Below are 23,157 nucleotides of genomic sequence, written 5' to 3'. Positions count from 1 at the left end.
GTAAAAAGAGAGTATATTTGAAAATATACTCTCTTTTCTATTTGATTAGTGTTACTTATTTTGTAATTTTAATCCACTGATAGCTATAGTCAGGGCCAAAGGCATGGTGTGCAAAGCCTTTAACTTTTGGATTAATTAATAGGTTAACGGAACGTTGATACATAGGAGCAAGTGCTGCATCCTTTTCAAGTAATAGCTCTTCAGCTTTTTGAAGTGTTTTCCAGCGTTCTTCTGGCTTAGCAGATAGGTCTTCGTTAGCAGCCTTGATTAACTTATCGTATTCTGGGTTGCTATAATCCATTCTGTTGTGTTCGCCGCCAGTTAACCATAGGTCCATGAATGTCATTGGGTCAGCATAGTCTGGTCCCCAACCGCCGAATAACAAATCATATTCCTGTTTGTTTTCACGGTCGATACGAATCTTAAATGGTACAGCATTCATTTCAAGCTTTAATCCAGGAAGGTTTTTCTCTAACTCACCTTTTACGAACGCGTCAGTTAACTTCGAAGTCTCAGTGTCACCGCCAACGTATACAAAGCTGATTTCTTTAACTCCAAGTTCTTGTAAACCTTTTTCCCAATATTTCTTTGCTTCTTCTTTGTTAGTCTTCAAGTATTCCTTAGTTGTTGCACGGAAATCTTTGTTATCTAAGAAAGTAAATTCTTTTGGTACAAGGAAGTTTGCTGCAATAGAACCGTTAGCTAATACATCGTCTACCATTGCTTTTTTATCTACTGATAAAGCAATTGCTTTACGGATGTTTAAGTTTTTCAATGCTGGGTTCTTTTCGTTCATTTTAATCCAGAAAATAGATGGTTCTACGTAACGTACTAATTCGTCAGAACCTTCGAACTGCGAAATGATTGCAGCTTGTGCAAGCTTTGGTGAAATATCCGCTTCGCCAGCAGTAAAGGCGTTTGCAGAAGCCTGCGGATCTTTCGATACGTTAAAGTTAATCTTTGTTAATGTTACATTTTTAGCGTTCCAATAAGTATCGTTCTTTTCATATACCCATTCAGTAGCAGTTGGGCCATCCCATTTAGTTAACTTGAATGGACCATTGTAAAGGATGTGAGCTGCATCTTTCGCATAGTCAGCGCCTTGTGCCTCAACAAACTTTTGGTTTTGCGGATAGAACATTGGGAATGTTAGATAAGACTCAATATATGGAACTGGTCTTACTAAGTCAATTTCCAAAGTATTGTCGTCTACAGCTTTAATTCCTAAAGTTTTGATATCTTCAGCAGTAGCTTTGTCTTTCTTGGCTACGATCTCTTCAGCGCCCTTGACTTTCCCAGCCATGAAGTACGGGCCGTATGTAGAAGCTGTTTTTGGATCGATAGCTCTCTGCCATGCATAAACGAAGTCGTTTGCAGTAACAGGGTCGCCGTTAGACCATTTTACATCCTTTTTTAATTTGATTGTTAAAACAGTTTTGTCATCATTATATTTAGGCATTTCCGCAGCAACTGCTGGGATAACCTTTTGATCAGCATCCAGACGGTATAAGCCTTCATTTACGTTGCTGATTGTTGTAAAGCTGACAGTATCTTCAGCAATTACACTATCCATAGATGGAATTTCAGATGATTCAAGAACATTCAGTTCCTGTTTATCAGCAAGCTGCTCTTCTTTAGGAGCATTCTTGGTACCTTCTTTTTCCTTACCAGTGTCTTTATTACCGCCGCCTGAACATGCTGCAAGAAACATGCTAAGTACTAGCGATAATACTAAAAGTAGTGAAAGTTTTGATTTCTTCACTAGTAGACCTCCCTTTTCTATTATTCTGAAAAATTACTACATTCTCTATTATACATATTTTCATTCTCTTGTACATTACTTTTTGAAAATTAATTTACATTTTCGAGACAATTCTTACGTATGAATTACAATTTACTATGTTATAATTTATATTTATAAAGGTTTTTTCTCGTTATAAAACCTTACAATACAACGTTTCGGAGGAATAAAAGTGAAATTTTTCCCAAATAAAAGTGTAATATTGGTAGCGTTTACACAGCTTTCCATTTTCATTTTATCCTTTATTTTTTATGGCGAAATTTCTATTGTTAGCTATATCAATATATCTTTTTATATCTCCTTTGCTCTTCTCCTTTCTTTTTTGCTCATTTTTACCATTCAAAGTGGTTTTTATGATGCGATTTTCAAGTCCTTCAACTTTGCACTATCGTTTAGGACTAATAAACGGAGATTCGAGGATGTTCCCGGTTTATCAGAACTTGTCACGATTAATAAAAACCCCTTCCTTTTTTATGCAATTATAAATGGCCTTTTTATGGTCATTGCCCTTGTTGTTTATTATGTTTTACTGACTTGAAATGAAATATGTAAATCATTTATAATGGGAAATAATTAAATAACAGTAAAAAAGCATTGAAAAAGAGTAGTACGTATCGTCCTTTGTTTTAGAGAGTTTGTGGGTGGTGGAAACAAACACAAAGAAATACGGAATGGACTTTGGAGCTTCTTTCTGAGCCTTTATAAGAGGAAAAGTAAGAGTAGACGTTCCCCGCGTTAAAGGGTTTTAAAGTGACTCATTTTTTTGAGTAATTAGGGTGGTACCGCGAGCCATTCGTCCCTATCTTTGGGGATGAATGGCTTTTTTTATCTATTTGTTTAGGAGGATTTTTTATGAAGACAATATTTTCGGGAATTCAGCCAAGTGGAACAATCACACTTGGTAACTATATTGGTGCACTTAAGCAATTCGTGGAGCTGCAGAATGAATATAATTGCTACTTCTGCATCGTCGACCAGCATGCAATAACTGTCCCGCAAGATCCCGCAACTTTGAGAAAGAACATCCGCAGCTTGGCTGCCTTGTATATTGCAGTAGGAATCGATCCGGAAAAAGCGACATTGTTTATCCAATCGGAAGTTCCCGCTCATGCTCAAGCCGGATGGTTAATGCAATGTGTGTCCTATATCGGAGAATTGGAGCGTATGACCCAATTTAAGGATAAATCAGCAGGAAAAGAGGCTGTATCTGCAAGTTTATTAACCTACCCTCCATTAATGGCCGCAGATATTTTATTGTATAATGCTGACCTTGTTCCAGTAGGAGAAGACCAAAAACAACATTTAGAGCTTACACGTGACCTTGCCGAAAGATTTAATAAAAAATATAGAGAAATACTCACGATACCAGAAGTGCGCATTCCGGAGGTCGGTGCCCGTATTATGTCCTTGCAGGACCCGACTAAGAAAATGAGCAAATCCGATCCGAACCAAAAAGCATTCCTTGCATTGCTTGATGACCCAAAACAAATTGAAAAGAAAATTAAAAGTGCTGTGACCGATTCAGAAGGAATTGTTAAGTATGACAAAGAAAATAAACCAGGTATTTCAAACCTTTTATCCATATACACTATCTTAGGAAATAAGACTATTGCTGAACTTGAAGAGATGTACCATGGAAAAGGGTATGGGGACTTTAAGGGTGATTTGGCCAATGTTGTTATTAATGCATTTAAACCAATCCAAGATAAATACTATGAATTAATGGAATCAAATGAATTAGATGAAATATTAGACCTTGGTGCAGAGAAAGCAAATAAAATTGCAAGCCTTACCTTAAAGAAGATGGAAAATGCAATGGGTCTTGGAAGAAAGCGCAAATAGTAAAAAAAGCCTGAACCGCAAAAGGAATGAAATATATTCCTTTTGGGTCAGGCTTTTAGTTTACCTTTGGACCGTGTTCCATTTCCCAAAGCTTCTCAAAAAATGGCTGTCCCTTTATTAAATTTTCACAAAAGATTTCGTGTTTTTTAGACCAGCCAAATTTGATTTCTTCATAAAGTTGTTCCCAGGCATCAGCAAAATTTAGTTCTTGGATTGTTTGGTAGCGTTCTGGGCACCACTCAGTAAACCAATAACGAATTTCCGCTTCATTATTTGATGAAAACAACTGATCTAAAGCCATAAACAGAAGCTGCTTAATCTGCCGTTCTTTTCTTGTCAAGCCCAGCATTAACGTAGGCTCTGGAGAAAGAATATGGAAGTCCTTTTTACTCGACTGATTATAAAATACAAATTCTTTTGGTTCATGATTGCTGATCATTTCGTACACAAGCTGTTCCTGTCTTGGTATTAACCGGCTTTTTCGAATCGGAATATTATAGCCAATCGTATCAACAGCAAGAATTCCAACCCCATCGGTTACCACAAAGCAGTAATCCAATTGGATCCGTTCATGGTTTTTTCTTAAATACGCTTTTTGAAAAATATCATCTAGAAGCTGTTGTGGCAATTCAGATAAATCATTTTCAATATAGTTAAAAAGAATTGGCTCCACTTTTAGCAGCGGTACTTGGTCAAGTAGTTCAACTCCGTCATCCTTGCGCCATTCGTGGAAGTGGCAGACATTATAACCGTTTTCTTCTCCTTCAAACCAATTCACCCATACATCATGAAGATATAACATTGTATAATCCCTCACTTCAAGAAACTGTTTGTCAATCAGTATGGGCAGGCTACAGTTAAATTATTCCTTTATATACATTTTGCTCCGGTTGTTTCCATATTATTGGGTACAAAGACTCATAAAAAAAATCTACCATGTCTTAATGGTAGATTTTTATCTTCTTGATTTAGGGTTGAAAGCGTCTTTTAGGCCTTCTCCGATAAAGTTGATGGACAGGATGGTCATGGTGATGATGAGTGCCGGCGGCATCCATATCCAGAGCTTAAATTGAAGCACATCAGGTTCATTTGCTGAATTCAGCATATTTCCCCAACTCGGCGTTTCTTGCGGAACACCAAATCCAAGGTAACTCAATGCTGATTCAATAACAATCATTGAGGCAAATGTGATGGTTGCCTGAACAATGATTGTTGACAAAACGTTAGGCAACAAATGTTTAACAATTACCTTTGCCGGTGAGCAGCCGATGGAAACTGCTGCAATGATATATTCGTTTTCTTTTTCGGCAAGAATTTTACTGCGGACAATCCGGGCAATACCTCCCCAATACAGAAGACTGATAACCGCAATTAACACCCATAGTCCACTTACTTTACCAAAGAAAATAGCATTAATAACAATAACAAAAACCAAGAACGGAAAGTTTAAGATAAAATCAGTAAATCTCATTAACAGATTATCAACTGCTCCGCCAAAATAACCTGCCACAGAGCCGACCAATGTCCCAATAAAAATAACAAAAAGCGTACAGCTTAATCCAACCAATAGCGAAATCCTTCCGCCATAAAGCAGTCTTGTAAACACATCCCGGCCTGATTTATCTGTTCCAAGCCAGTGTTTACTTGAAGGCTCTAACGACATTTCTCCAATATTTACCCTCGTTATATCCGCCGTCGTGATATAAGGGGCCAAAAAGGAGATAATCGCAACAATAACTAAAAAAATGAAACTAATCATTGCGAGTTTATTCTGAACGAACTTTTTTCTGGCGATTGCCCAAGGAGATAAGCTCTTATTCGGGGGTGGTGCTGATATATTGGTATCCTTTTGTGTAACAATTTGCATCTTTTCTCCCCCTTTAATCTAACCTGATTCTCGGGTCTACAACACCATATAAAACATCAGCAACCAGGTTTCCGATTAGTGTTAAGAATGAGAACAACATGGTCAATGTCATTAAAACTGGATAATCCCTTGTTCCAACTGATTGCAGGAATAGCTGTCCAAGACCCGGATATGTAAATATTGTTTCCGTAATGATGGCACCGCTAATAATCGCTACAAGGTCAAATCCCAAAAAGGTAATCAAAGGAATAATCGAATTCCTTAAAATGTGAACATTATAAATTTTTCTTTCAGGCGTCCCTTTAGCGCGTGCCGTACGAACAAAATCCTTACGACTGTTTTCGATAATATCGTTACGTAAAAATTGTGTATAACTTGCTGTACTTAATAAACCTAGTACAATGGCTGGCAACAATACATGATGGAGGCGGCTTAACCAATATTCCAATGTCCCATCGGTAACCCCGATATCAACTGATCCATTGGAAGGAAACCATCCTAAAGTAAAGGAAAATAAGTATATCGCAAATACACCGGCGATAAACGATGGAATGGATAAACCTAAATAGTTTAATCCTCCTATAAAGTTATCTCCAAATGTATACGGTTTTCGACCTGCATATGATCCCATAAAGAAAGCGAGAATATAAGTTATAAGTATGGATGTAATACCTAGCATAAGGGTATTAGGAAGGCGTTCGGATATAACATCTGCCACAGGAATTTTAAAGCGGGTTGACTTGCCAAAATCCCCTTGGACAAAATTTTCGATCCAGCGTAAATATTGCTGAGGCATCGGATCATTATAGCCCAATTTTTCCCTCATCTCAGCGATATATTGAGGATCAGTATTCCGTGGGTCGATTTCTCCACTGATGCCGTCACCCGGCATTAATTTTGCTAAAGTAAAAACGACGATGGAGATGAGGAATAACATTGGAATCATGCCCAAAATTCTTCGAAATGAGTACTTCAGCATGTGCATTCTCCTTGTCTATAACTATGTTAAATACATTGTTGCAATTACCTTTCTATTAACTGGGAGAGTAATCGGACGATTCTCTGGCCGTCTTCTGATGACTCATCCCAGTAAAAATCAAAAGGCTTTCGTTTTCAAAAGGTTAAGGCTTTTAGCATAGTTTAATGCTGTTAATCTGCTGCTATTATTGCTTAATCCACCATTCATTTGGACGGTTCATACCAGATACATCGAATTTAACGCCATTTACACGCTTGCTGACTGCCATTGTTTCTTCAAGTTCAGCAATCGGTAAAACTGGAAGGTCCTTCATGAATAGCTTTTGCCATTGGACATATAGATCTTTACGTTTGTTGTTATCAGTACCAACAACATTAATGTCAAGAGCTTCATCTAATAGCTTATCGCTTTCTGGATTTACCCAGCGAGGATAGTTCCAAAGAGCCTTAGATCCCCAAAGTGGAGTTGGGTCTGGATCGGCACCAGTTGACCAGCCGCCGAAGAATACTTCCATGGACTTATCCGCTTTTTCAAGCTGATCGTAGTAAAGGTTGAAGTCAACCATAGAAACCTTTGTCTTTAAGCCAACTGCTTCCCAATATTGTGCCATTGCTTTCGCACGTGCTTCAAATGTTGGGTTTTGTGTTGCATAGTGAGAGAAGTTCACAACAAATTCCTTACCATTTGGATCTTCACGGAAGCCATCGCCGTTTACATCCTTATATCCTGCTTCATCTAACAATAATTTTGCTTTCTTCGGATCATATTTGTATTGCTCTAATTGATCATTTGGTGCTGCAATCCAGTGGTTAGTTGGAATTGGCCGGTTAACTGGCTTACCTACGCCGAAGAAGAACGCTTTAACCCACTCTTCACGGTTAATTGCGTAGTACATCGCTTCACGAAGCTTCTTTTCTTGGTATTTCGGTTCGTTCATGACGTTCTTTTCGCCATCCCAAGTACCTAAGCGGAAACCAACATAGTAGAAGCTTACACCTGGGTAAGTGATGGTATTTACATTATCAAGCGCTTTTACTTGATCGATAATGCTTGGGTGGAATGAAGTCATGTCAAGTGTACCGTTTTTAAGTTCGCCGACAGATAGAGATGGGTCAATTACTTTTACAACTAACTTTTCAATATGCGGTTTTCCGCCAAAGTAATCATCGAAGCGTTCCATTTCAACGGACTCACCTGGAACGATTTTTGTTACTTTAAATGGTCCAAGACCTACTGGCTTGGTGCGGACTGTTTCAGCGCTCATCATATCTTTAACAGCTACACCTTTAAAAGCAGTACGGTTCATTGGGTATGTCCAAAGATTATCCAGGTTGTTTACGCGTGCTTTGTCAAAAGTGATTTGGATATGATAATCGTCAGTAACTTTAATACCTTCGATTTTGTCAGTTTTTCCATCATGGAAATCCTGGGCGCCTACGATGTTTCTTACGTTATCGAAACGAGGGCCTTCATAATCTTTGTCAGCGATCGTGTATAGTGCGAATTCCCAGTCCTTCACTGAAAGTTCGTCACCATTATGCCATTTAACACCTTTTTTGATTTCAAAATCAAATACTTTATTATCGGAAGTTTTCCAGGAAGCAATATGCGGCTGTGCTTTTAATTGCGCATCATAGTCAATTAAATTTTCGTCAAAAAGATCGATTACTTGAGCATCAACTGCATCACCATAGAAGGAATAGTTAAATACTCCTTTTGGAGAAGAATCAAGCGCATATACTAATGTACCGCCATCTTGAGGTTTATCTGCAGTTTCGCCAGATTTCCCTCCATTTTCTTCTTTCTTAGTACCGGCTTTTTCGCCGCCGGAGCATGCTGCTAAAAATGCTGATAATATGAGAATTAAAGCTGCAAGCCAGAGCATACTTCTCTTCTTCATTTGTTTCCCCCCTAAATAAATTTAAATTTTGTTTTAATAAAGGTGGCAAGCTACTCGGTGAGAAGGCTTCACCTCCTTTAAAACAGGTTTGCTTTTAGAACATTCCTCCATTGCCATTGGGCAGCGAGGATGGAATGGGCAGCCCGCAGGAGGATTGATTGGGCTTGGCACATCTCCGGTTAAAATGATCCGCTCCTTCTTATGCCGTGGATCAGGATTTGGTATCGCGGAAATTAATGCCTGGGTATAAGGGTGCAAGGGTTCGGCATAAAGGCTATTTTTATCGGAAATCTCTACCATATTCCCTAAATACATAACCCCAATGCGATCACTCATATGTTTGACAACACTTAAATCGTGAGCAATAAAAAGAAAAGTCAGGTCAAATTCTTCCTGTAAATCCTTTAATAGATTTAATACTTGAGATTGCACCGATACGTCTAAAGCAGACACCGGTTCATCCGCTATTATCAATTTCGGGCGCAGCGCAAGGGCTCGGGCAATTCCAATCCGCTGGCGCTGCCCGCCAGAAAATTCATGCGCATATTTATAATAGGCATCTGGCGGCAAGCCTACCTTTTCTAACAAATCCATTACTTCATTTTTTAATTCAGATTTGCTTTTTTTGTGAAAGTTATAGATTGGTTCGGCAATAATATCCCCTACCATTTGCATCGGGTTCAAAGAAGCATAGGGGTCCTGGAATACCATCTGCATATCTTGACGGATTTCCCGTAAATGTTTTCCGGAAATTTTCGTAATGTCTTTTCCGTCAAACAGAATACTGCCTTCGGTTGGTTTTAGCAGTCTTAAAATGGTCCTGCCCGCCGTGGATTTTCCGCAGCCGGATTCCCCTACAAGCCCTAGCGTTTCCCCCTTTTTAATCTCAAAGGATATATTATCAACCGCTTTGACATGGCCGACAGTCCGCTTAAAAAAGCCACCTTTAACAGGATAATAGGTTTTTAGATTTTGAATTTGTAATAGTGTTTCAGATTGAGAGGAAATTGCTTCTTGGTTGTTATGTACAGAAGTAGTTCTCATTACCTCACCCCTTCTCTTGGTTTACTTGTTTCATAGAGCAGGCAGGCAACTTCGTGGCCAAAATCGGTTTCAGCGAGAATTGGGGTTGTTGTCAGACATTCTGACATCGCCTTTGGACAGCGGTTCGCAAACCGGCAGCCGACCTTAGGCATATTCGTTAAAGAAGGTACGATTCCTTGAATGGAGCTAAGTCTTTCTTCCTCTTGTTCCATTTTTGGAACCGCTCCCAAAAGTAAAGTCGTATAAGGATGCTTCGGATTATAGAACAATGTTTCAACATCAGTTCGTTCCACGATTTTGCCGGCATACATAACGATGACTTCGTCACACATCTCGGCAACCACACCCAAATCGTGGGTAATTAAAATGACGGACATATCATTTACTTCCTGAATGCTTTTCAATAATTCGAGAATTTGTGCCTGAACCGTCACATCAAGGGCTGTAGTCGGCTCATCAGCAATTAACAATTTTGGCTGACAAGCAATCGCGATTGCAATCATAACCCGTTGTCTCATACCGCCTGAAAGCTGATGCGGATATTCATCAACGATTTTTTCCGGGCGGGAGATTCCTACGCTTTTCAACAAAGCAATTGATTTCTGCCTAGCTTCTTTTTTTGATATTTTCGTATGGTTAAAAAGAACCTCTTCAAGCTGATATCCTATTGTAAAAACAGGGTTTAGAGAGGTCATTGGTTCTTGGAAGATCATTGAAATATCTTTTCCGCGAATTTTATTGATTTGTGCTTCAGTCATTTTTTCAAGATTTATGCCATCAAAAACGATTTCACCGGCATTGATTTTCCCTATCCCTTTAGGAAGCAGCTGCATGACCGACAAACTCATGACAGATTTACCGCAGCCAGATTCACCGACAACTCCGACAATTTGCCTTGGTTTAACCTTAAATGAAACATTATCGACAGCATTATAGAAAGTCCCGTCAATATCGAAGGCTGTTTCTAAATTTTTTACTTCTAGCAATGGTGCCTCTTTGAGTGATGATTTATTTGCGCTCATGCTACACCTTCTTACTTTTTTGTATTATTCTGTTAATTAGTTATATTTAAATAGAATTTTATTACAGAATTATTGCAATTGCAAGACTTTTTTGTTTAATTAGTCAATTCAAAATTAACTGAAATAGGAAAAGCCTGAAAAATCAGGCTCTACTTGGAAAAATCAACATTCTCTTTTAAATATTTTGAAGCAGATTGAGTAAAACTTAGTTTTGTAGAATAATTTTGCTTCTCGTAGAATTTTCGGATAATATTATATCCCGCAGCATATCCGAGCAGCAGCGGAAATCTTCCCCCGCCATATAGAAGTTCATCATGGAGTTTTTGACTTTTACTTATATCTAGCTGTTTTTTTATATAACGATCCCAAAAATAAGAGATTTCCCTATCTGTATACATACGGCACCAGTTTGCTAAATATTCCTTGCCACAATGTTTATAAACAGCATACTCTGCAAGGCCCTCAATGATAAGGGAGTCTAAAAGGGTGTATTCTTTAAAATCCTTATTAAGTGCACGCAGCCGGCAGACATGATGATATTCATGTACAAATAGAGCTTCAACTTCTTTTAAATCTTCGTAGCCGGAAAGAAACAGGAACATCTTATCAGGGAAAGATACCCCTGCCTTCCTCCTCTCATCTCTCCTAATAAATAACCCTCCCCTTTCATTTAACGGGAAAAGGAAAATGGGTATATTCGGTCCTGACCATTTCTTTACATAGATATTGAACAATTCTTCCACCCTGTCCCAGGCGTTGTATTCCTTCATTTCACTTAAATTATTTCGGGATTTCCAGGATGGCCGGTACATTCCAAAGTTTTGCAGCTGGTTATATATTTCATTGGCTTTTTGCCCCTTAAAATATGGGAGCAGCCGTTCACAGATTTTTATTGGACGATCAAAATCTTTTTCAAGCCATTGATCGGTTCTGATGATCCCCATTATTGCACCCCATTTAAGTGTTCATTCTAATTTATAGTTTATGATGGCTTTTTAGGGGTGGTTCTCGGTTGTCAAGGCGCTGTAGCATAAAAAGAAAAGAGACCAAGATAGATATTCTCGGTCCCGAATTCTTATTATTGATATTTTTTAAAGACAATGGTTGCGTTGTGCCCGCCGAATCCTAATGAGTTGCTCATGGCAGCGTTGATTTCTTTCGGTCGTGCTGCATTGGCAACATAATCCAAGTCACATTCCGGATCTGGTGTCTCATAATTCATTGTTGGCGGAAGAATGCTCTCCTGAATAGCCCTAACGGTAATAATGGCTTCTACCGCCCCTGCAGCGCCAAGTAAATGTCCCGTCATCGATTTTGTTGAACTCATGGCTACCTTATAGGCATGTTCTCCAAAAACATCTTTAACAGCCATTGTTTCAAATTTATCGTTATATTCAGTACTTGTTCCGTGAGCGTTGATATAGTCGATATCCTCCGGTCTTAACCCGGCATCTTCGATTGCCATTTTCATTGCCCGGGCACCGCCTTCTCCTCCTGGCGCCGGTGCAGTGATATGATAGGCATCTCCGGTTGCTCCGTAACCGACAATCTCTGCATATATTTTTGCTCCGCGGGAGAGCGCATGCTCTAACTCTTCCAGAATCACGATTCCGGCACCCTCACCAATAACGAAGCCATCACGGTTTTTATCAAATGGACGGCTTGCCGTTTTTGGATCCGGGTTTGTCGATAAAGCTGTATTCGCAGAGAAGCCTGCTACCGCCATTCTCGTAATCGGAGCCTCTGCACCGCCTGTTACCATGACATCGGCATCCCCGCGTTGAATGACTTTAAATGCATCCCCAATGGAATTTGTCCCTGTCGCACAAGCGGTAACGGTACACGAATTAAAACCTCTGGCGCCAAGTGTGATGGAGACCTGGCCTGTGGCCATGTCAGGAATCATCATCGGCACAAAGAACGGGCTGACCCGCTTGTAGCCTCTTTTTTGGAACATCTCAAATTGATTTTCAAAAGTTTCCATACCGCCGATACCGGAACCAATCCAGACGCCGACACGGTGAGAGTTTTCTTCATTTATTGTTAAGTTTGCATCCTTTACAGCCATTAATGCACTGGCTACTGCATAATGCGTAAAACGATCCATTTTTCTTGCATCTTTTTTGTCAATAAAAGTTTCCGCATTAAAATCCTTGACCTCTGCCGCTACCTTGGCCGGATATTCATCAGCATTTAAGCGGGTAAGCGGCCCGACCCCTGATTTGCCTTCAATTATACCTTTCCAAGTTGTTTCAGCATCATTCCCGAGTGGTGTTACCGCTCCAATGCCTGTCACAACTACCCTGCGTCTATTCATTTTTACAGCTCCTTTTTTAGGATTTCATTTTCCCTATAAATAAACCTTGTTCTATTATTAGCTAAACTTACGATTATTTGCCCCAGCGGATGGCAATGGCTCCCCATGTTAGGCCGCCGCCAAATCCAACCATCACGATTAGATCATCGTCTTTTAATTTTCCTGCTTCCAACTCTTCAACTATCGAAATTGGAATCGAAGCCGCTGAAGTATTTCCGTATTTATGAACCGTTTTGGACATTTTTTCAACAGGCAGCTCCAATCTTTGTCTAGAGGCCTCCATAATCCTGATGTTCGCTTGGTGTGGAATCAGAAAATCTACGTCTTCTTTGCTTAAACCTGCTTTTTCAAGGACATTTATACAGCTTTCTCCCATTTGCCTTACCGCAAATTTAAATACTTCACGGCCATTCATAATGATATATTCGTCCTGGTACAAGTGCTTCGCTCCTGTACCATCTGCTCCAAGCTCAAAAGAAAGGATTCCCCTGTTTTCTGATACTGGTCCAATGATTGCAGCACCGGCCCCATCTCCAAAAAGAACTGCCGTATTACGGTCATTCCAGTCGGTAATTTTTGAAAGCTTTTCGACTCCTACAACAAGGACATTTTTATAAACTTCAGACTCAATAAATTGTTTGGCTGTCACAATTCCATACATAAAACCTGCACATGCAGCGCTGACATCCATTGCAGCGGCTTTATGAGCACCTAATCTTTCTTGGATTTTACATGCGACTGACGGGAAAGGTGTATCCGGAGTTACTGTTGCTACTAAAATTAAATCTAGATCCTCCGCACGTATTCCTGCATCACTAATCGCTTTTTCAGCTGCAAAAAAGGCCATATCAGACGTATTTACATCATCTGCTGCGATTCTCCGCTCTTCAATACCTGTTCTTGTGCGAATCCATTCATCAGAGGTATCCATCATTTTCTCTAAATCAAAGTTGGTAACCACTTTTTCCGGTAAATATCTTCCAATACCAACAATGCCTGCTCGCATAATTCCATCTCCTTTGGATTATCCAAATACATTTAATATCAATTATTATGACTTGGTACTAATTTTATCAAATTAGAGCTTTGTTTAGCAATAGTTTCTTCCGGGATCTCTCCGCTAATGTACATTCCATTTATTGGTTTATTCATAAGGTAATACTAAACGAATTATTTTTGAAGGGAGTCAAATATGCTGTGGACGATCGGGAACTTAATGAACTGAGGGATTTTGGTAATGAAGAGGCGGAAGACTTTGACGGTTTAGCCAACCATGATGGAACAGAGGAGAAGTGGGAGGAGGATCCATTCACGGCATTAATGTTCGGACATGGACGGGGGCGTCAGGGCCAGGGGACGGTCCAACATGATCCTCTTTTCCAGCACCCGCAATATCAGCCGCCGAATATTGATTACACGGAGATTATGGGGCATGTTGATACTTTAATGGAATCTGCCCGGGGATTAAAGCCCCTGTTTCAGAAAATTTATCCGTTTGTCGAACAGCTTTGGAAAAAAAAATAAAGCTGCCTTCCAAAAGGGCAGCTTTATCCATAATTAAGGCAGATTGCCGGAATTTTTATAGGTCTCGATATAACTATCCATTTTATGGATAAAGCCCTTGTCTACTAAAGGGCTGTATTTGCCTAATGAAATGACATCGTCTTGAAAATCAAAGGAAAGATTCCCCGACTTTAGTTTCTGGTTATTAAACTGGTCGGCCACCTTAACGTACAATTTATCGACCTGTTGAATCGTGCTAGTTAAGACCGTTGATTCTCCAAAATCCGATTGTTCAGAAACATAACCAATCACATATTGCCCTCGGTCTTTTACTCTTTCTATCACGGGTACGTTAAACCCATCCCCGGCAGGATAAACGACATCCACACCGGTATCAAGCATTCGATCAACTAATTGGATGGCTTTATTATCATCATCCCAATTGCCGACATACTCAATACTTACATGGGTATTTTTATCCTCCGCCATAGCTCCTTGGTAAAACCCTTCGATTTCCGGCTGCCATTCATAGGCGGCCAGGACACCGACTTTATGCTGCTTTGACATATGGGCTGCAACCATCCCCCCAAAAAAGCCCATCGCATGCCCCTTGAAGTTCAGGCTGGTGGAGTTGGGTGTTTTGGCATCACCATTAAAACTGACAAAGTGAATATTAGGATAATCCTTTGAAATTTGATTAAAATATTCGGCGTATTCCGACCCGTGCCCGAAAATAAGATTGACCCCTTTTTGATCAAACTCTTTTACGGCCTTTTCCACTTTGTCCTCAGAATTCATGCCCTCTTTATAAAATACATCGATATTAAATTTGGATTGAATTTTTAACAGTCCATTAAATCCTTTCGTGGCCCACACTTGATCATTTACGGTATCGGGCACTAATAAGCCAGCCTTTTGCAGGTGGCCTTGTGCTTTTGTTTCCCCGCAAGCACTTAGTAAAAAAAGGCATAAAAAAATGATGCCGAAGCGGCTAAGCATTGAATGCAACTCCTTCGTACGGCGGCCTAGCTCTCAAACCTAAACTAAACTAACCTTTTAGTAAATCTTGTTAATTATTATTCTACCTGTTCAATAAATAATTGAAAAGTAAATTTCTTCGCTTTCCCCGTACAAAGGAGCCTATCGGCCATCATTTTCAAAATAATCGAGATACAGCATCCGAGTATGCTGCTTTTGTCTGTTCAGTGATACAGTTAAATCAGTTATCTTTTTAACCGGCACTCTTACGGCATTATGGTCAGAGAGATGCGGCACTATCCGACTTTTGAGCTGTTCCAACTGTTCCGTAATATTTAAATATGTGACACATTTATCCCAATAATTCTCCTGACCGCTTTCCACAATAAATGACCCTGATTCCTCTCCTTCAATCAGTTCAAGTATAGATTCAGCAGCATCTTCAACATATACTGCATCTTCAGTCCATTCCCTATCATTAATTGAAATGGCTATATCTGTAATGGCCGCAACAATGGCTTGTTGTATAAAAAAAGCGTTCGGCTGCCAAGGTCCATAAGCAGAAGGCAGGTATATAATTTTGAAGTCTTCCACCAGGTTTTTTATCTGCCTTTGAAAATCTAAAACAGCAGTTTCCTCGTTCGTTTCCAACATTTGCATAGGCAAAATAAAAAGTACCTCTATATTCCCATTATATTTTTTAAGATAATCCAATATTGTTTCTCTAACCTGCACATTTAATAAGAGATGTTCTTGACGGAGCATGTAAAGATCATAAATAGAAAAAATAAACAGTTGGTTTTCAGCTGATCGGTTCTGTATTTTTTTTCTCCATTGTGAGAAGGAGTACTCGGCAAAATTAGCATTTCTTCCCACTTCAAGCCTTTTTTCATCTAAATAAGGGATTTTGCTTGTATCCTCTAAATGGATACCGTCAACCTCAATGCCTTTATTTAATAACGTTTTACAGACGTGAAAATTGACAAAGTCGAAAACGCCCCAAATGACAGCCTTGTCCATTTCATCACCCTCCCCAAACTACCCTTACTGAATCCTATGCTCTTCAATAAGGAATTATTTCAGTTGAGGAGGGATGGTCACAAGACCGATTCGTGGCTGCTTAGAAATTTAACACATATTTTACCTAGCTGTTGCTTTTTTTCCAGAAGAATAAACGTTGGATTTATATTTGAGGGTCCGAGGATCTGTTGATATTGTTTCGATTGGTTATAGGATCTGCCGCCTGCCAAAATGTGGATGATTTGAATAGGGCAGTCGTAATTAAGATTTACCGTATCGTCCATTTTAGAAATGGCGCTTTCAAGGTCCTGCTGATTTGTTTGATAGGCTGCAACTAATTCCCTGATTAACTTTTTATAAAAAAATTTATGTTCCTTTTCTTGCTGGAGATGATGTTTTAACGAAAGCACAGGATTTAGGAGGATAACCGATCTGATGTTGTCTTTCATTTTCTCCATTAATTTTAGAGCAACTAGCGCGCCCATGCCCTCTGCCAAAATATGAATTTTTTGATTAAGAATTTCACTTCGAATGACATGCTGATACAAGCTTTGTGCAAGCTCAACCGCATGATCACTGCCCCAGTTCCGCCCATAAAGATTTGAGGAAAAAATGGTGTACCCTTTTTCTTTTAAATCGTTGATTATGATTTGCTTTCCTTCATTTTGAGTCCAAAAGCTTTTACTCTCGTCCACAAAATGCCGTTCATCTCCGATTACTAAGACCCCAAACCCGGTTGGCTTTTCAGGATAATAAATAATATTCCATTGGGAATCCATTTGAAAACACCGACATTCCATAGATAAAACTCCTTTTTCCATATTTCCTCATGATAATGTATGTCATTTCACAAAAGATGAATGGGGCATTGCCTATTTTTTATTTGTAAAAGAAACCCTTTCATTAATTTCATATCATGTGGTAATATAAGATAGGATGTAAAATAGGCAGGTGAAAAATATGCGTTTCTTTTGGACTTTTTTCTGGGCTTTTCTTTTAACAGAAATGCTTACATATGTAGTCAGCTCGATGTCCGGTGCGGCATTTGATTTCAAGCTTGGTGCCATTTTATCTGTAGGAATTACCATTTTAATTTTCGTTATTTCGACAGTTATTCCAAATGAGCCTGTTGAAAAACACTAAGACTTTTTAAAAAAGGTCCTCCCCCAATTGGAGGACCTTTTTTAATTCCATGGCTTTTATGAAAATATTTTTAAAGCCACTACCCCGTCTTCAACTGTAATCTCGACGTTTGTCCCATCATGAATTTTTCCTGCAATAATATCACGGGCAAGCTTTGTTTCAAGATTTCGCTGAATATAACGTTTCAGCGGTCTTGCCCCGTATACAGGATCAAAGCCATGTGCGGCAATGAATTCCTTCGCTTGTTCATCAATCGTAATATCGATTTGTTTCTCTTTTAACCTTGCCTTAAGCTCTTTTAAAAGCTTGACGACAATATTCTTAATATCGGCCATAGACAACGGCTTAAAGAGAATCGTTTCGTCTATACGATTTAAAAATTCCGGCCGGAAGTGTGCTCTCAGAAGATTCAACACTTTTTCTCTCGTTCCTTCTGAGATTTCTTGTTCATTTTCATTTCGTTCGAGTAAAATGTGTGACCCAATATTGGATGTCATAATAATGACTGTATTTTTAAAGTCAACAACCCGGCCTTGGGAATCTGTAATTCGTCCATCATCAAGTGCCTGCAGGAGGATATTGAATACTTCAGGATGCGCCTTTTCAATTTCATCCATCAATATAACCGAATACGGTTTTCGACGGACTGCTTCCGTTAATTGGCCGCCTTCCTCGTAACCTACGTAGCCGGGAGGTGCACCAATAAGACGTGAAACAGCATGCTTCTCCATATACTCCGACATATCAATCCGGATCATATGTTCTTCACTGTCGAATAAGCTTTCTGCCAGCGCCTTCGCAAGTTCTGTTTTACCAACTCCAGTCGGGCCTAAAAACAAAAATGAACCAATTGGTCTGTTCGGGTCTTTAATCCCCGCACGTGCCCTTAAAACAGCGTCAGCAGTTAAACCTACTGCTTCATCCTGTCCGATGACCCTTTCGTGCAGGATTGATTCCAGTCTTAAAAGCTTTTCCCGCTCACCTTCGACAAGCTTGGAAAGCGGAATTCCTGTCCATCTTGAAACAATATTGGAAATCTCTTCTGCAGTCACTTCTTCACGTAGAAGCCGGTCGTCACTTTCAGCTTTTTCTTCAAGTGCCAATAGCTCTTTCTCCGCAGCTGGGATGAGACCGTGACGAAGCTCTGCTGCCTTGTTTAAATCATATTTATCTTCTGCCTGCTCGAGTTCGCGGCGAAGTCTTTCAATTTGCTCCCGTTTTTCCTGTAATTTATTAATGGTTTGTTTTTCCTCAAGCCACTTCGCCTTCATAGCATTTGTCTGTTCCTTCAAATCTGCCAACTCTTTTTGCAAGGCGCGGAGTCTTTGTTTACTAACCTCATCCTGCTCTTTTGTTAACGCCGCTTCTTCTATTTCCAATTGCATTACCCGGCGGGTCACTTCATCCAGCTCAGTTGGCATGGAGTCAATTTCGGTCCGAATCATCGCACACGCTTCATCGACAAGGTCGATTGCTTTATCCGGCAAAAAGCGATCCGTAATATAGCGGTCAGAAAGGACAGTAGCAGCGACCAAGGCCTGGTCGTGAATTTTGACCCCATGATGGACTTCAAACCGTTCCTTTAACCCCCGCAAGATGGAGATTGTGTCTTCGACATCCGGTTCTTGAACAAGGACCTGCTGAAATCTCCGTTCAAGTGCAGGGTCTTTTTCGATATATTTACGGTGCTCATCAAGTGTGGTTGCCCCGATACAATGCAGCTCACCCCGGGCCAGCATTGGTTTTAACATATTTCCGGCATCCATCGCTCCATCAGTTCTTCCCGCACCTACAATCGTGTGGATTTCATCGATAAATAGCAATATTTGCCCTTCACTTTTTTTAATTTCATTCAAAACTGCCTTTAATCTTTCTTCGAATTCACCTCTAAATTTCGCACCAGCAATCAGTGAACTCATATCCAAGGCAAAAATAGTCTTATCCTTCAAGCCTTCTGGTACATCTTTTCTAACAATCCTTTGGGCCAATCCTTCAACAATGGCGGTTTTCCCTACACCAGGCTCACCAATTAGAACGGGATTATTTTTGGTTTTCCTTGAAAGAATGCGGATAACATTTCTTATTTCTGTATCTCTGCCAATGACAGGGTCCATTTTCCCAGCTCTTACTTCTGCTACAAGATCCCGCCCGTATTTTTTTAAAGCATCATATCCCGCTTCAGGATGTTGTGTTGTCACCCTTTGATTCCCCCTTATTTCTTTTATAACTTTTAAAAGATCTTCCGAGGTGCGGCCAAATGAATGAATAATTGTTTTCAATTCCGTATCGTTCGCGTTTGCTGCGGCAAGCAGAATATGCTCGATGGATAGATATTCATCAGCGAATTTTGCCGCGTATTCTTCAGCACTTACCAATAACTTTTGCAGTTTGGCTGTGATATAAAGCTTTCCCTGTTCAATTCCACTGCCGGTTACCTGCGGTTTCTTGGCAAGAGCCTTAAGCAAACTGTCTTCAGCTTTTTTAGCGGAAATCCCGGCCCTTTCCAAAACGGATGCAGCAAGACTATCATCTTGGTTTAAAAGCGCTAATAACAAATGGGGCTCGTCTATTTCTTGATGGCTATATTTAATGGCGATACTTTGAGCATCCATTAAACCATTCTGCATACGCTCCGTCATTCGGTTTAAATCCATGAGTTTTCACACCCTTTGACCTTTTTTGACCTATTACTTATATTATAATTCATCCTTCATTTAAAAGTAAAATTTGAAAGAGCCATCCGGTTCCGGACAGCTCTTTCAACAAATTTATATTAATCATGGCTTTCTCTGGTAAGTCCATACACGGTCATCATTTGAGTTCTCCGGAAATCTGTCGCCGGCTTTCAACTTTATTTTTTTTGGATTGACTACGTTATCGCCTGTATCCCCAACTTCAATATAAACACCATTATTCGGTGCTTTTTTTCCCGGCCCGAATTGACGGCTTTGTCCCATGTTTTTCCCTCCTTATCTATTTCGATTTTATTATTCCCTTTAAGCATTGGTTCATTAAAGGAAGTTCCTTCAATTTTACAAGGTTCGACAATATTTCCTAAGAAATATTGCTTTGTACCCAAATTTTGACGATTATATGAACTTATCCATCCATTTATTGCGATTGATTCATTATTAACAATATAATTACAGTAATATCTAGTAAATTTTTACTGAGCGATTCATCGCTTTTAAGTTCCCATAAAAGGGGGTATCGGCATGCAGTCCATTAAAGAAATGCCTGTCACATTGTCGCGTCTTTTCGAAACAGTACAACATACAAAGAAAATGGAGAAAGGCTCCTTTCTGTTTCAAGAGGGAATGCCAGCAAATGAGCTATATATTGTTAAAAGCGGGATTCTTCATGTTAGTAAGATTATTCCTGATGGTAGAGAGCTTACCTTAAGGATGTGTTCAAGCGGAGATTTTGTGGGGGAATTACATTTATTCTCCCCTCAGCCAAAATATCTGTTAAGCGGACGAATTATTGAAAGCGGTGAAGCGGCGGTAATAAAGAGAGAGTTTCTGGAGGAAAAATTATCGCAAAATCTTCCTCTTTCATTTGAATTCATTCAATGGATGAGCCTTCAATACCGTAAAACTCAAACAAAATTTCGCGACTTGGTTTTACATGGAAAAAAAGGCGCCTTATATTCAACCTTAATTCGAATCAGCAACAGTTTTGGTGTCAAAACGAACAAGGGCATCCTGATTGAATTGCCTTTAACCAATCAGGAACTGGCTAATTTCTGTGGAACCTCCAGGGAGGTTGTCAATCGACTATTGGCTGACTTAAGGAAGACAGGGGTTATTTCCATAAATAAAGGCACGATCACCATTCATGACATGGATTATTTAAAAAATGAAATTGATTGCGAAGATTGCCCTGAGGATATTTGCAGGGTAGATTGAAATCATTAGCGGCTGACTCAGTTTTTCGAGTCAGCCGTTTCCTTATCATGCATCTGTTTTAATAATCGAACAATCTGTTGCTCAGCTTTTGCATCGCCAATATGAAAGCATGGAACTTCCAAAACCTCACTTATTGCCCCCTCCAGCCCTTCCTCCCAATAAACAACCGCTGCAATATTTTTTAGCTTTCTTATTAGCGAAAGGTCACGCTTATCCCGCAGGAGGACCATCTTTGGAAAACTTTCTTGTTTATGGCCTTCAACCAAGATAATATCCAAATTAAATAAACCAAGCAGGTTTATTTGTTTATCCAATTTGAACTCTAACTGTTCGGTTTGCAGGAGCAGCCTTCCCTCTCCTTCGACAATCGAAGCAATTGCACCCGCTGCAAGATGTCTGGTTGAGTCCTTTTTAGGCAAAACATCTGGTTTACCGCCATGACCATGGTGTTTAATAACAGCCGTCATTAATCCCTCGGCCTTCAATCCATGAAGAAGCTTTTCAATAAATGTTGTTTTCCCGCTATCCTGGTAACCGGTAACTTGAAATATGACCGGTCTTACCAAGGCCATTCACTGCCAAACTGATCTTCAAGCAAAAGAACATCTACCTCAGTTCCGGCAGCGAACCCACGTGTGCCACCTGGGAGGATGGTTAATGAGTTTGCACCGGCAAGACTCATGATAATGTTGGATTTATCCAGACCGCTTGGCGTCACCTTTAACCGGCCGTTCTCGATAAAAACAGAGCTGCGCACAAATCTTGTAAATGGATTAGCTTTTAGAAAATCCACCTCAAGGATTGCTTGCTCCTTCCTTAAATGAGGTTTTTCAGAAAAAAGCATTCTGCGTATAATTGGCCTTGCAAACAATTCAAATCCAACATAGCAAGCAGACGGATTACCGGATAAACCAAAAAGGAGCTTTCCGTTATGGCTGGCCACTGTTGTAACACTTCCAGGCCGCATTGCCACTTTATTAAATAAAACCTCGGCACCAAGCTTTTCGTAAATCTCTGGCAGATAATCAAAATCACCAACTGAAACCCCGCCAGTCGTAATCAACAAATCAACCTTGTTTACGGCATTTTTCACAGCCTCGAAGCAGGTATCAAATTCATCTGGAAGCTTTCCAAAATAGTGAACGATACCACCAACCCTCTCAATCTGGGCGGCAATCATATGAGAATTGCTATTGCGGATTTTGCCAGGAACTAAAGGGTCGCCAACATCCAATAATTCCGTACCAGTTGCAAACAGGCCAACAATCGGCTTTTTGGCTGCGGGAACATCCTTATAGCCAAAAGTGGCAAGCATTGCTTGAATTCCAGGGTTAATTAGTGTCCCTTTTTTAACTAATACCTCGCCCTCTTTCGCATCCTCCCCACGAAAGGAAACGTTATCCCCCTTTTTGAAACTGCGCTTAATGGCCATAAACGGCTTCCCATCTTTTTCGTAGGTTTTCGCTACTTCGAACATAACAACAGCATCAGTTCCTTCAGGCATAATCGCACCAGTCATAATTCTGACTGCCTGATTTTCTGTTACGGTCATGTTGGAAACCATCCCCGCCCCAATATGGTCTATTACCTCAAATTCCACCGGATTAGCTTGGGATGCATCTTGTGTATCTATTGCTCTAACAGCAAAACCATCATAGGGTGCCCTGTCAAAGTGAGGGACATCGCAGGTGGCAACTAAATCCTTAGATAAAAATCGGCCAAAGCTTTCTTCAATGTTGATATATTCCGTCTCACCGGACAATTGGTATTGCATTATTTTTTGAACTGCTTCTCCGATTGGAATGGGTTGTCGTCTTTCAAACAAAATTCATC

At 39.9% G+C, this 23,157-nt stretch carries 22 protein-coding genes and 1 other annotated feature; of the genes, 5 read left to right on the top strand and 17 right to left on the bottom strand.

Annotation, left to right across the window (positions count from 1 at the left end; all coding sequences use genetic code 11):
- Positions 1-55 precede the first annotated feature (55 nt).
- The gene (locus tag ACFPA1_RS00915) at positions 56-1,762 is read right to left on the bottom strand and encodes a peptide ABC transporter substrate-binding protein (protein WP_213141003.1); all 1,707 of its coding nucleotides are present in this window, start codon (positions 1,760-1,762) and stop codon (positions 56-58) included.
- Positions 1,763-1,973: 211 nt separating this feature from the next.
- On the opposite strand from ACFPA1_RS00915, the gene ACFPA1_RS00910 reads away from it, so the two are divergent.
- On the top strand, positions 1,974-2,339 hold the full coding sequence (locus ACFPA1_RS00910; RefSeq protein WP_213141004.1) for a DUF3899 domain-containing protein: 366 nt from the start codon (positions 1,974-1,976) through the stop codon (positions 2,337-2,339).
- Between the two features lie 47 nt (positions 2,340-2,386).
- Positions 2,387-2,605: a binding site (T-box leader), on the top strand.
- Between the two features lie 48 nt (positions 2,606-2,653).
- Positions 2,654-3,643 (top strand): tryptophan--tRNA ligase, encoded by a 990-nt coding sequence (gene trpS / locus ACFPA1_RS00905; RefSeq protein ID WP_213141005.1) that lies wholly within the window; start codon positions 2,654-2,656, stop codon positions 3,641-3,643.
- Positions 3,644-3,698: 55 nt separating this feature from the next.
- Here trpS and ACFPA1_RS00900 read toward each other — a convergent pair whose 3' ends face one another.
- From ACFPA1_RS00900 to ACFPA1_RS00860, 9 genes are all read right to left on the bottom strand, one after another.
- Positions 3,699-4,445 carry a YjbA family protein gene (locus ACFPA1_RS00900; protein WP_213141006.1) on the bottom strand — a complete coding sequence of 249 codons (747 nt, stop codon included), beginning with the start codon at positions 4,443-4,445 and terminating at the stop codon, positions 3,699-3,701.
- 153 nt (positions 4,446-4,598) lie between these two features.
- Complete coding sequence (opp4C, locus tag ACFPA1_RS00895; RefSeq protein WP_213141007.1) at positions 4,599-5,510, bottom strand: oligopeptide ABC transporter permease; 912 nt, start codon at positions 5,508-5,510, stop codon at positions 4,599-4,601.
- 13 nt (positions 5,511-5,523) lie between these two features.
- Entirely contained in the window at positions 5,524-6,489 is a 966-nt protein-coding gene (gene opp4B, locus ACFPA1_RS00890) for an oligopeptide ABC transporter permease (protein WP_378580880.1), read from the bottom strand.
- Positions 6,490-6,673: 184 nt separating this feature from the next.
- Positions 6,674-8,389, bottom strand: a complete 1,716-nt coding sequence (gene opp4A, locus ACFPA1_RS00885) for an oligopeptide ABC transporter substrate-binding protein (protein ID WP_378580878.1) — start codon at positions 8,387-8,389, stop codon at positions 6,674-6,676.
- 33 nt (positions 8,390-8,422) lie between these two features.
- The gene (locus ACFPA1_RS00880) at positions 8,423-9,433 is read right to left on the bottom strand and encodes an ABC transporter ATP-binding protein (protein ID WP_213141010.1); all 1,011 of its coding nucleotides are present in this window, start codon (positions 9,431-9,433) and stop codon (positions 8,423-8,425) included.
- Positions 9,433-10,455: an ABC transporter ATP-binding protein gene (locus tag ACFPA1_RS00875; protein WP_213141011.1), complete on the bottom strand. Its 1,023-nt coding sequence runs from the start codon at positions 10,453-10,455 to the stop codon at positions 9,433-9,435. Before ACFPA1_RS00875 ends, ACFPA1_RS00880 begins: the two co-directional genes overlap by 1 nt.
- Before the next feature lie 149 nt (positions 10,456-10,604).
- Positions 10,605-11,399, bottom strand: a complete 795-nt coding sequence (locus tag ACFPA1_RS00870) for a DUF2268 domain-containing protein (RefSeq protein ID WP_213141012.1) — start codon at positions 11,397-11,399, stop codon at positions 10,605-10,607.
- A gap of 134 nt (positions 11,400-11,533) precedes the next feature.
- Positions 11,534-12,772: a beta-ketoacyl-ACP synthase II gene (fabF, locus tag ACFPA1_RS00865; protein ID WP_378580876.1), complete on the bottom strand. Its 1,239-nt coding sequence runs from the start codon at positions 12,770-12,772 to the stop codon at positions 11,534-11,536.
- Between the two features lie 73 nt (positions 12,773-12,845).
- Positions 12,846-13,778, bottom strand: coding sequence for a beta-ketoacyl-ACP synthase III (locus ACFPA1_RS00860; RefSeq protein ID WP_213141014.1), 933 nt, complete (start codon positions 13,776-13,778; stop codon positions 12,846-12,848).
- Positions 13,779-13,969: 191 nt separating this feature from the next.
- On the opposite strand from ACFPA1_RS00860, the gene ACFPA1_RS00855 reads away from it, so the two are divergent.
- Positions 13,970-14,296 carry a hypothetical protein gene (locus ACFPA1_RS00855; protein ID WP_213141015.1) on the top strand — a complete coding sequence of 109 codons (327 nt, stop codon included), beginning with the start codon at positions 13,970-13,972 and terminating at the stop codon, positions 14,294-14,296.
- A gap of 33 nt (positions 14,297-14,329) precedes the next feature.
- On the opposite strand, the gene ACFPA1_RS00850 is transcribed toward ACFPA1_RS00855, so the two are convergent.
- The 3 genes from ACFPA1_RS00850 to ACFPA1_RS00840 form a co-directional block, all read right to left on the bottom strand.
- A complete protein-coding gene (locus tag ACFPA1_RS00850) occupies positions 14,330-15,274 on the bottom strand; it encodes a BMP family ABC transporter substrate-binding protein (RefSeq protein ID WP_213141016.1) in 945 nt (314 codons plus the stop codon).
- A 141-nt stretch (positions 15,275-15,415) separates the two neighbouring features.
- On the bottom strand, positions 15,416-16,273 hold the full coding sequence (locus tag ACFPA1_RS00845; protein ID WP_213141017.1) for an NAD(P)-dependent oxidoreductase: 858 nt from the start codon (positions 16,271-16,273) through the stop codon (positions 15,416-15,418).
- A 77-nt stretch (positions 16,274-16,350) separates the two neighbouring features.
- Positions 16,351-17,073 (bottom strand): alpha/beta fold hydrolase, encoded by a 723-nt coding sequence (locus tag ACFPA1_RS00840; RefSeq protein WP_213141323.1) that lies wholly within the window; start codon positions 17,071-17,073, stop codon positions 16,351-16,353.
- Between the two features lie 160 nt (positions 17,074-17,233).
- Here ACFPA1_RS00840 and ACFPA1_RS00835 point away from each other — a divergent pair, with 160 nt between their 5' ends.
- Positions 17,234-17,416 (top strand): YjzD family protein, encoded by a 183-nt coding sequence (locus ACFPA1_RS00835; RefSeq protein ID WP_213141324.1) that lies wholly within the window; start codon positions 17,234-17,236, stop codon positions 17,414-17,416.
- A gap of 56 nt (positions 17,417-17,472) precedes the next feature.
- Here ACFPA1_RS00835 and clpB read toward each other — a convergent pair whose 3' ends face one another.
- Positions 17,473-20,070 carry an ATP-dependent chaperone ClpB gene (gene clpB / locus ACFPA1_RS00830; protein ID WP_213141018.1) on the bottom strand — a complete coding sequence of 866 codons (2,598 nt, stop codon included), beginning with the start codon at positions 20,068-20,070 and terminating at the stop codon, positions 17,473-17,475.
- Between the two features lie 123 nt (positions 20,071-20,193).
- Positions 20,194-20,373, bottom strand: coding sequence for a YjzC family protein (locus ACFPA1_RS00825; protein WP_213116628.1), 180 nt, complete (start codon positions 20,371-20,373; stop codon positions 20,194-20,196).
- A gap of 258 nt (positions 20,374-20,631) precedes the next feature.
- Between ACFPA1_RS00825 and ACFPA1_RS00820 the strand changes: the two genes are divergently transcribed.
- Positions 20,632-21,324, top strand: a complete 693-nt coding sequence (locus ACFPA1_RS00820; protein WP_213141019.1) for a Crp/Fnr family transcriptional regulator — start codon at positions 20,632-20,634, stop codon at positions 21,322-21,324.
- Positions 21,325-21,341: 17 nt separating this feature from the next.
- Here the strand turns inward: ACFPA1_RS00820 and mobB are convergent, their stop codons facing one another.
- Entirely contained in the window at positions 21,342-21,896 is a 555-nt protein-coding gene (gene mobB / locus ACFPA1_RS00815) for a molybdopterin-guanine dinucleotide biosynthesis protein B (protein WP_213141020.1), read from the bottom strand.
- Positions 21,884-23,149 carry a gephyrin-like molybdotransferase Glp gene (gene glp, locus ACFPA1_RS00810; protein ID WP_378580873.1) on the bottom strand — a complete coding sequence of 422 codons (1,266 nt, stop codon included), beginning with the start codon at positions 23,147-23,149 and terminating at the stop codon, positions 21,884-21,886. The genes mobB and glp overlap by 13 nt, the downstream gene beginning before the upstream one ends.
- Positions 23,150-23,157 lie beyond the last annotated feature (8 nt).

The organism is Neobacillus sp. GCM10023253 (assembly GCF_042653105.1).
GTDB lineage: Bacteria > Bacillota > Bacilli > Bacillales > Cytobacillaceae > Neobacillus > Neobacillus citreus.
The sequence above is the reverse complement of the archived record's forward strand: the minus strand, read 5'-3'. Positions and strand labels throughout refer to the sequence as shown.

Bases quoted from the DNA above. Each gene is read 5' to 3' on its own strand.
- trpS (WP_213141005.1), top strand. From the start codon at position 2,654: ATGAAGACAATATTTTCGGGAATTCAGCCAAGTGGAACAATCACACTT.
- ACFPA1_RS00900 (WP_213141006.1), bottom strand. From the start codon at position 4,445: ATGTTATATCTTCATGATGTATGGGTGAATTGGTTTGAAGGAGAAGAA.
- opp4C (WP_213141007.1), bottom strand. From the start codon at position 5,510: ATGCAAATTGTTACACAAAAGGATACCAATATATCAGCACCACCCCCG.
- opp4B (WP_378580880.1), bottom strand. From the start codon at position 6,489: ATGCTGAAGTACTCATTTCGAAGAATTTTGGGCATGATTCCAATGTTA.
- opp4A (WP_378580878.1), bottom strand. From the start codon at position 8,389: ATGAAGAAGAGAAGTATGCTCTGGCTTGCAGCTTTAATTCTCATATTA.
- ACFPA1_RS00880 (WP_213141010.1), bottom strand. From the start codon at position 9,433: ATGAGAACTACTTCTGTACATAACAACCAAGAAGCAATTTCCTCTCAA.
- ACFPA1_RS00875 (WP_213141011.1), bottom strand. From the start codon at position 10,455: ATGAGCGCAAATAAATCATCACTCAAAGAGGCACCATTGCTAGAAGTA.
- ACFPA1_RS00870 (WP_213141012.1), bottom strand. From the start codon at position 11,399: ATGGGGATCATCAGAACCGATCAATGGCTTGAAAAAGATTTTGATCGT.
- fabF (WP_378580876.1), bottom strand. From the start codon at position 12,772: ATGAATAGACGCAGGGTAGTTGTGACAGGCATTGGAGCGGTAACACCA.
- ACFPA1_RS00860 (WP_213141014.1), bottom strand. From the start codon at position 13,778: ATGCGAGCAGGCATTGTTGGTATTGGAAGATATTTACCGGAAAAAGTG.
- ACFPA1_RS00850 (WP_213141016.1), bottom strand. From the start codon at position 15,274: ATGCTTAGCCGCTTCGGCATCATTTTTTTATGCCTTTTTTTACTAAGT.
- ACFPA1_RS00845 (WP_213141017.1), bottom strand. From the start codon at position 16,273: ATGGACAAGGCTGTCATTTGGGGCGTTTTCGACTTTGTCAATTTTCAC.
- ACFPA1_RS00840 (WP_213141323.1), bottom strand. From the start codon at position 17,073: ATGGAATGTCGGTGTTTTCAAATGGATTCCCAATGGAATATTATTTAT.
- ACFPA1_RS00835 (WP_213141324.1), top strand. From the start codon at position 17,234: ATGCGTTTCTTTTGGACTTTTTTCTGGGCTTTTCTTTTAACAGAAATG.
- clpB (WP_213141018.1), bottom strand. From the start codon at position 20,070: ATGGATTTAAACCGAATGACGGAGCGTATGCAGAATGGTTTAATGGAT.
- ACFPA1_RS00825 (WP_213116628.1), bottom strand. From the start codon at position 20,373: ATGGGACAAAGCCGTCAATTCGGGCCGGGAAAAAAAGCACCGAATAAT.
- ACFPA1_RS00820 (WP_213141019.1), top strand. From the start codon at position 20,632: ATGCAGTCCATTAAAGAAATGCCTGTCACATTGTCGCGTCTTTTCGAA.
- mobB (WP_213141020.1), bottom strand. From the start codon at position 21,896: ATGGCCTTGGTAAGACCGGTCATATTTCAAGTTACCGGTTACCAGGAT.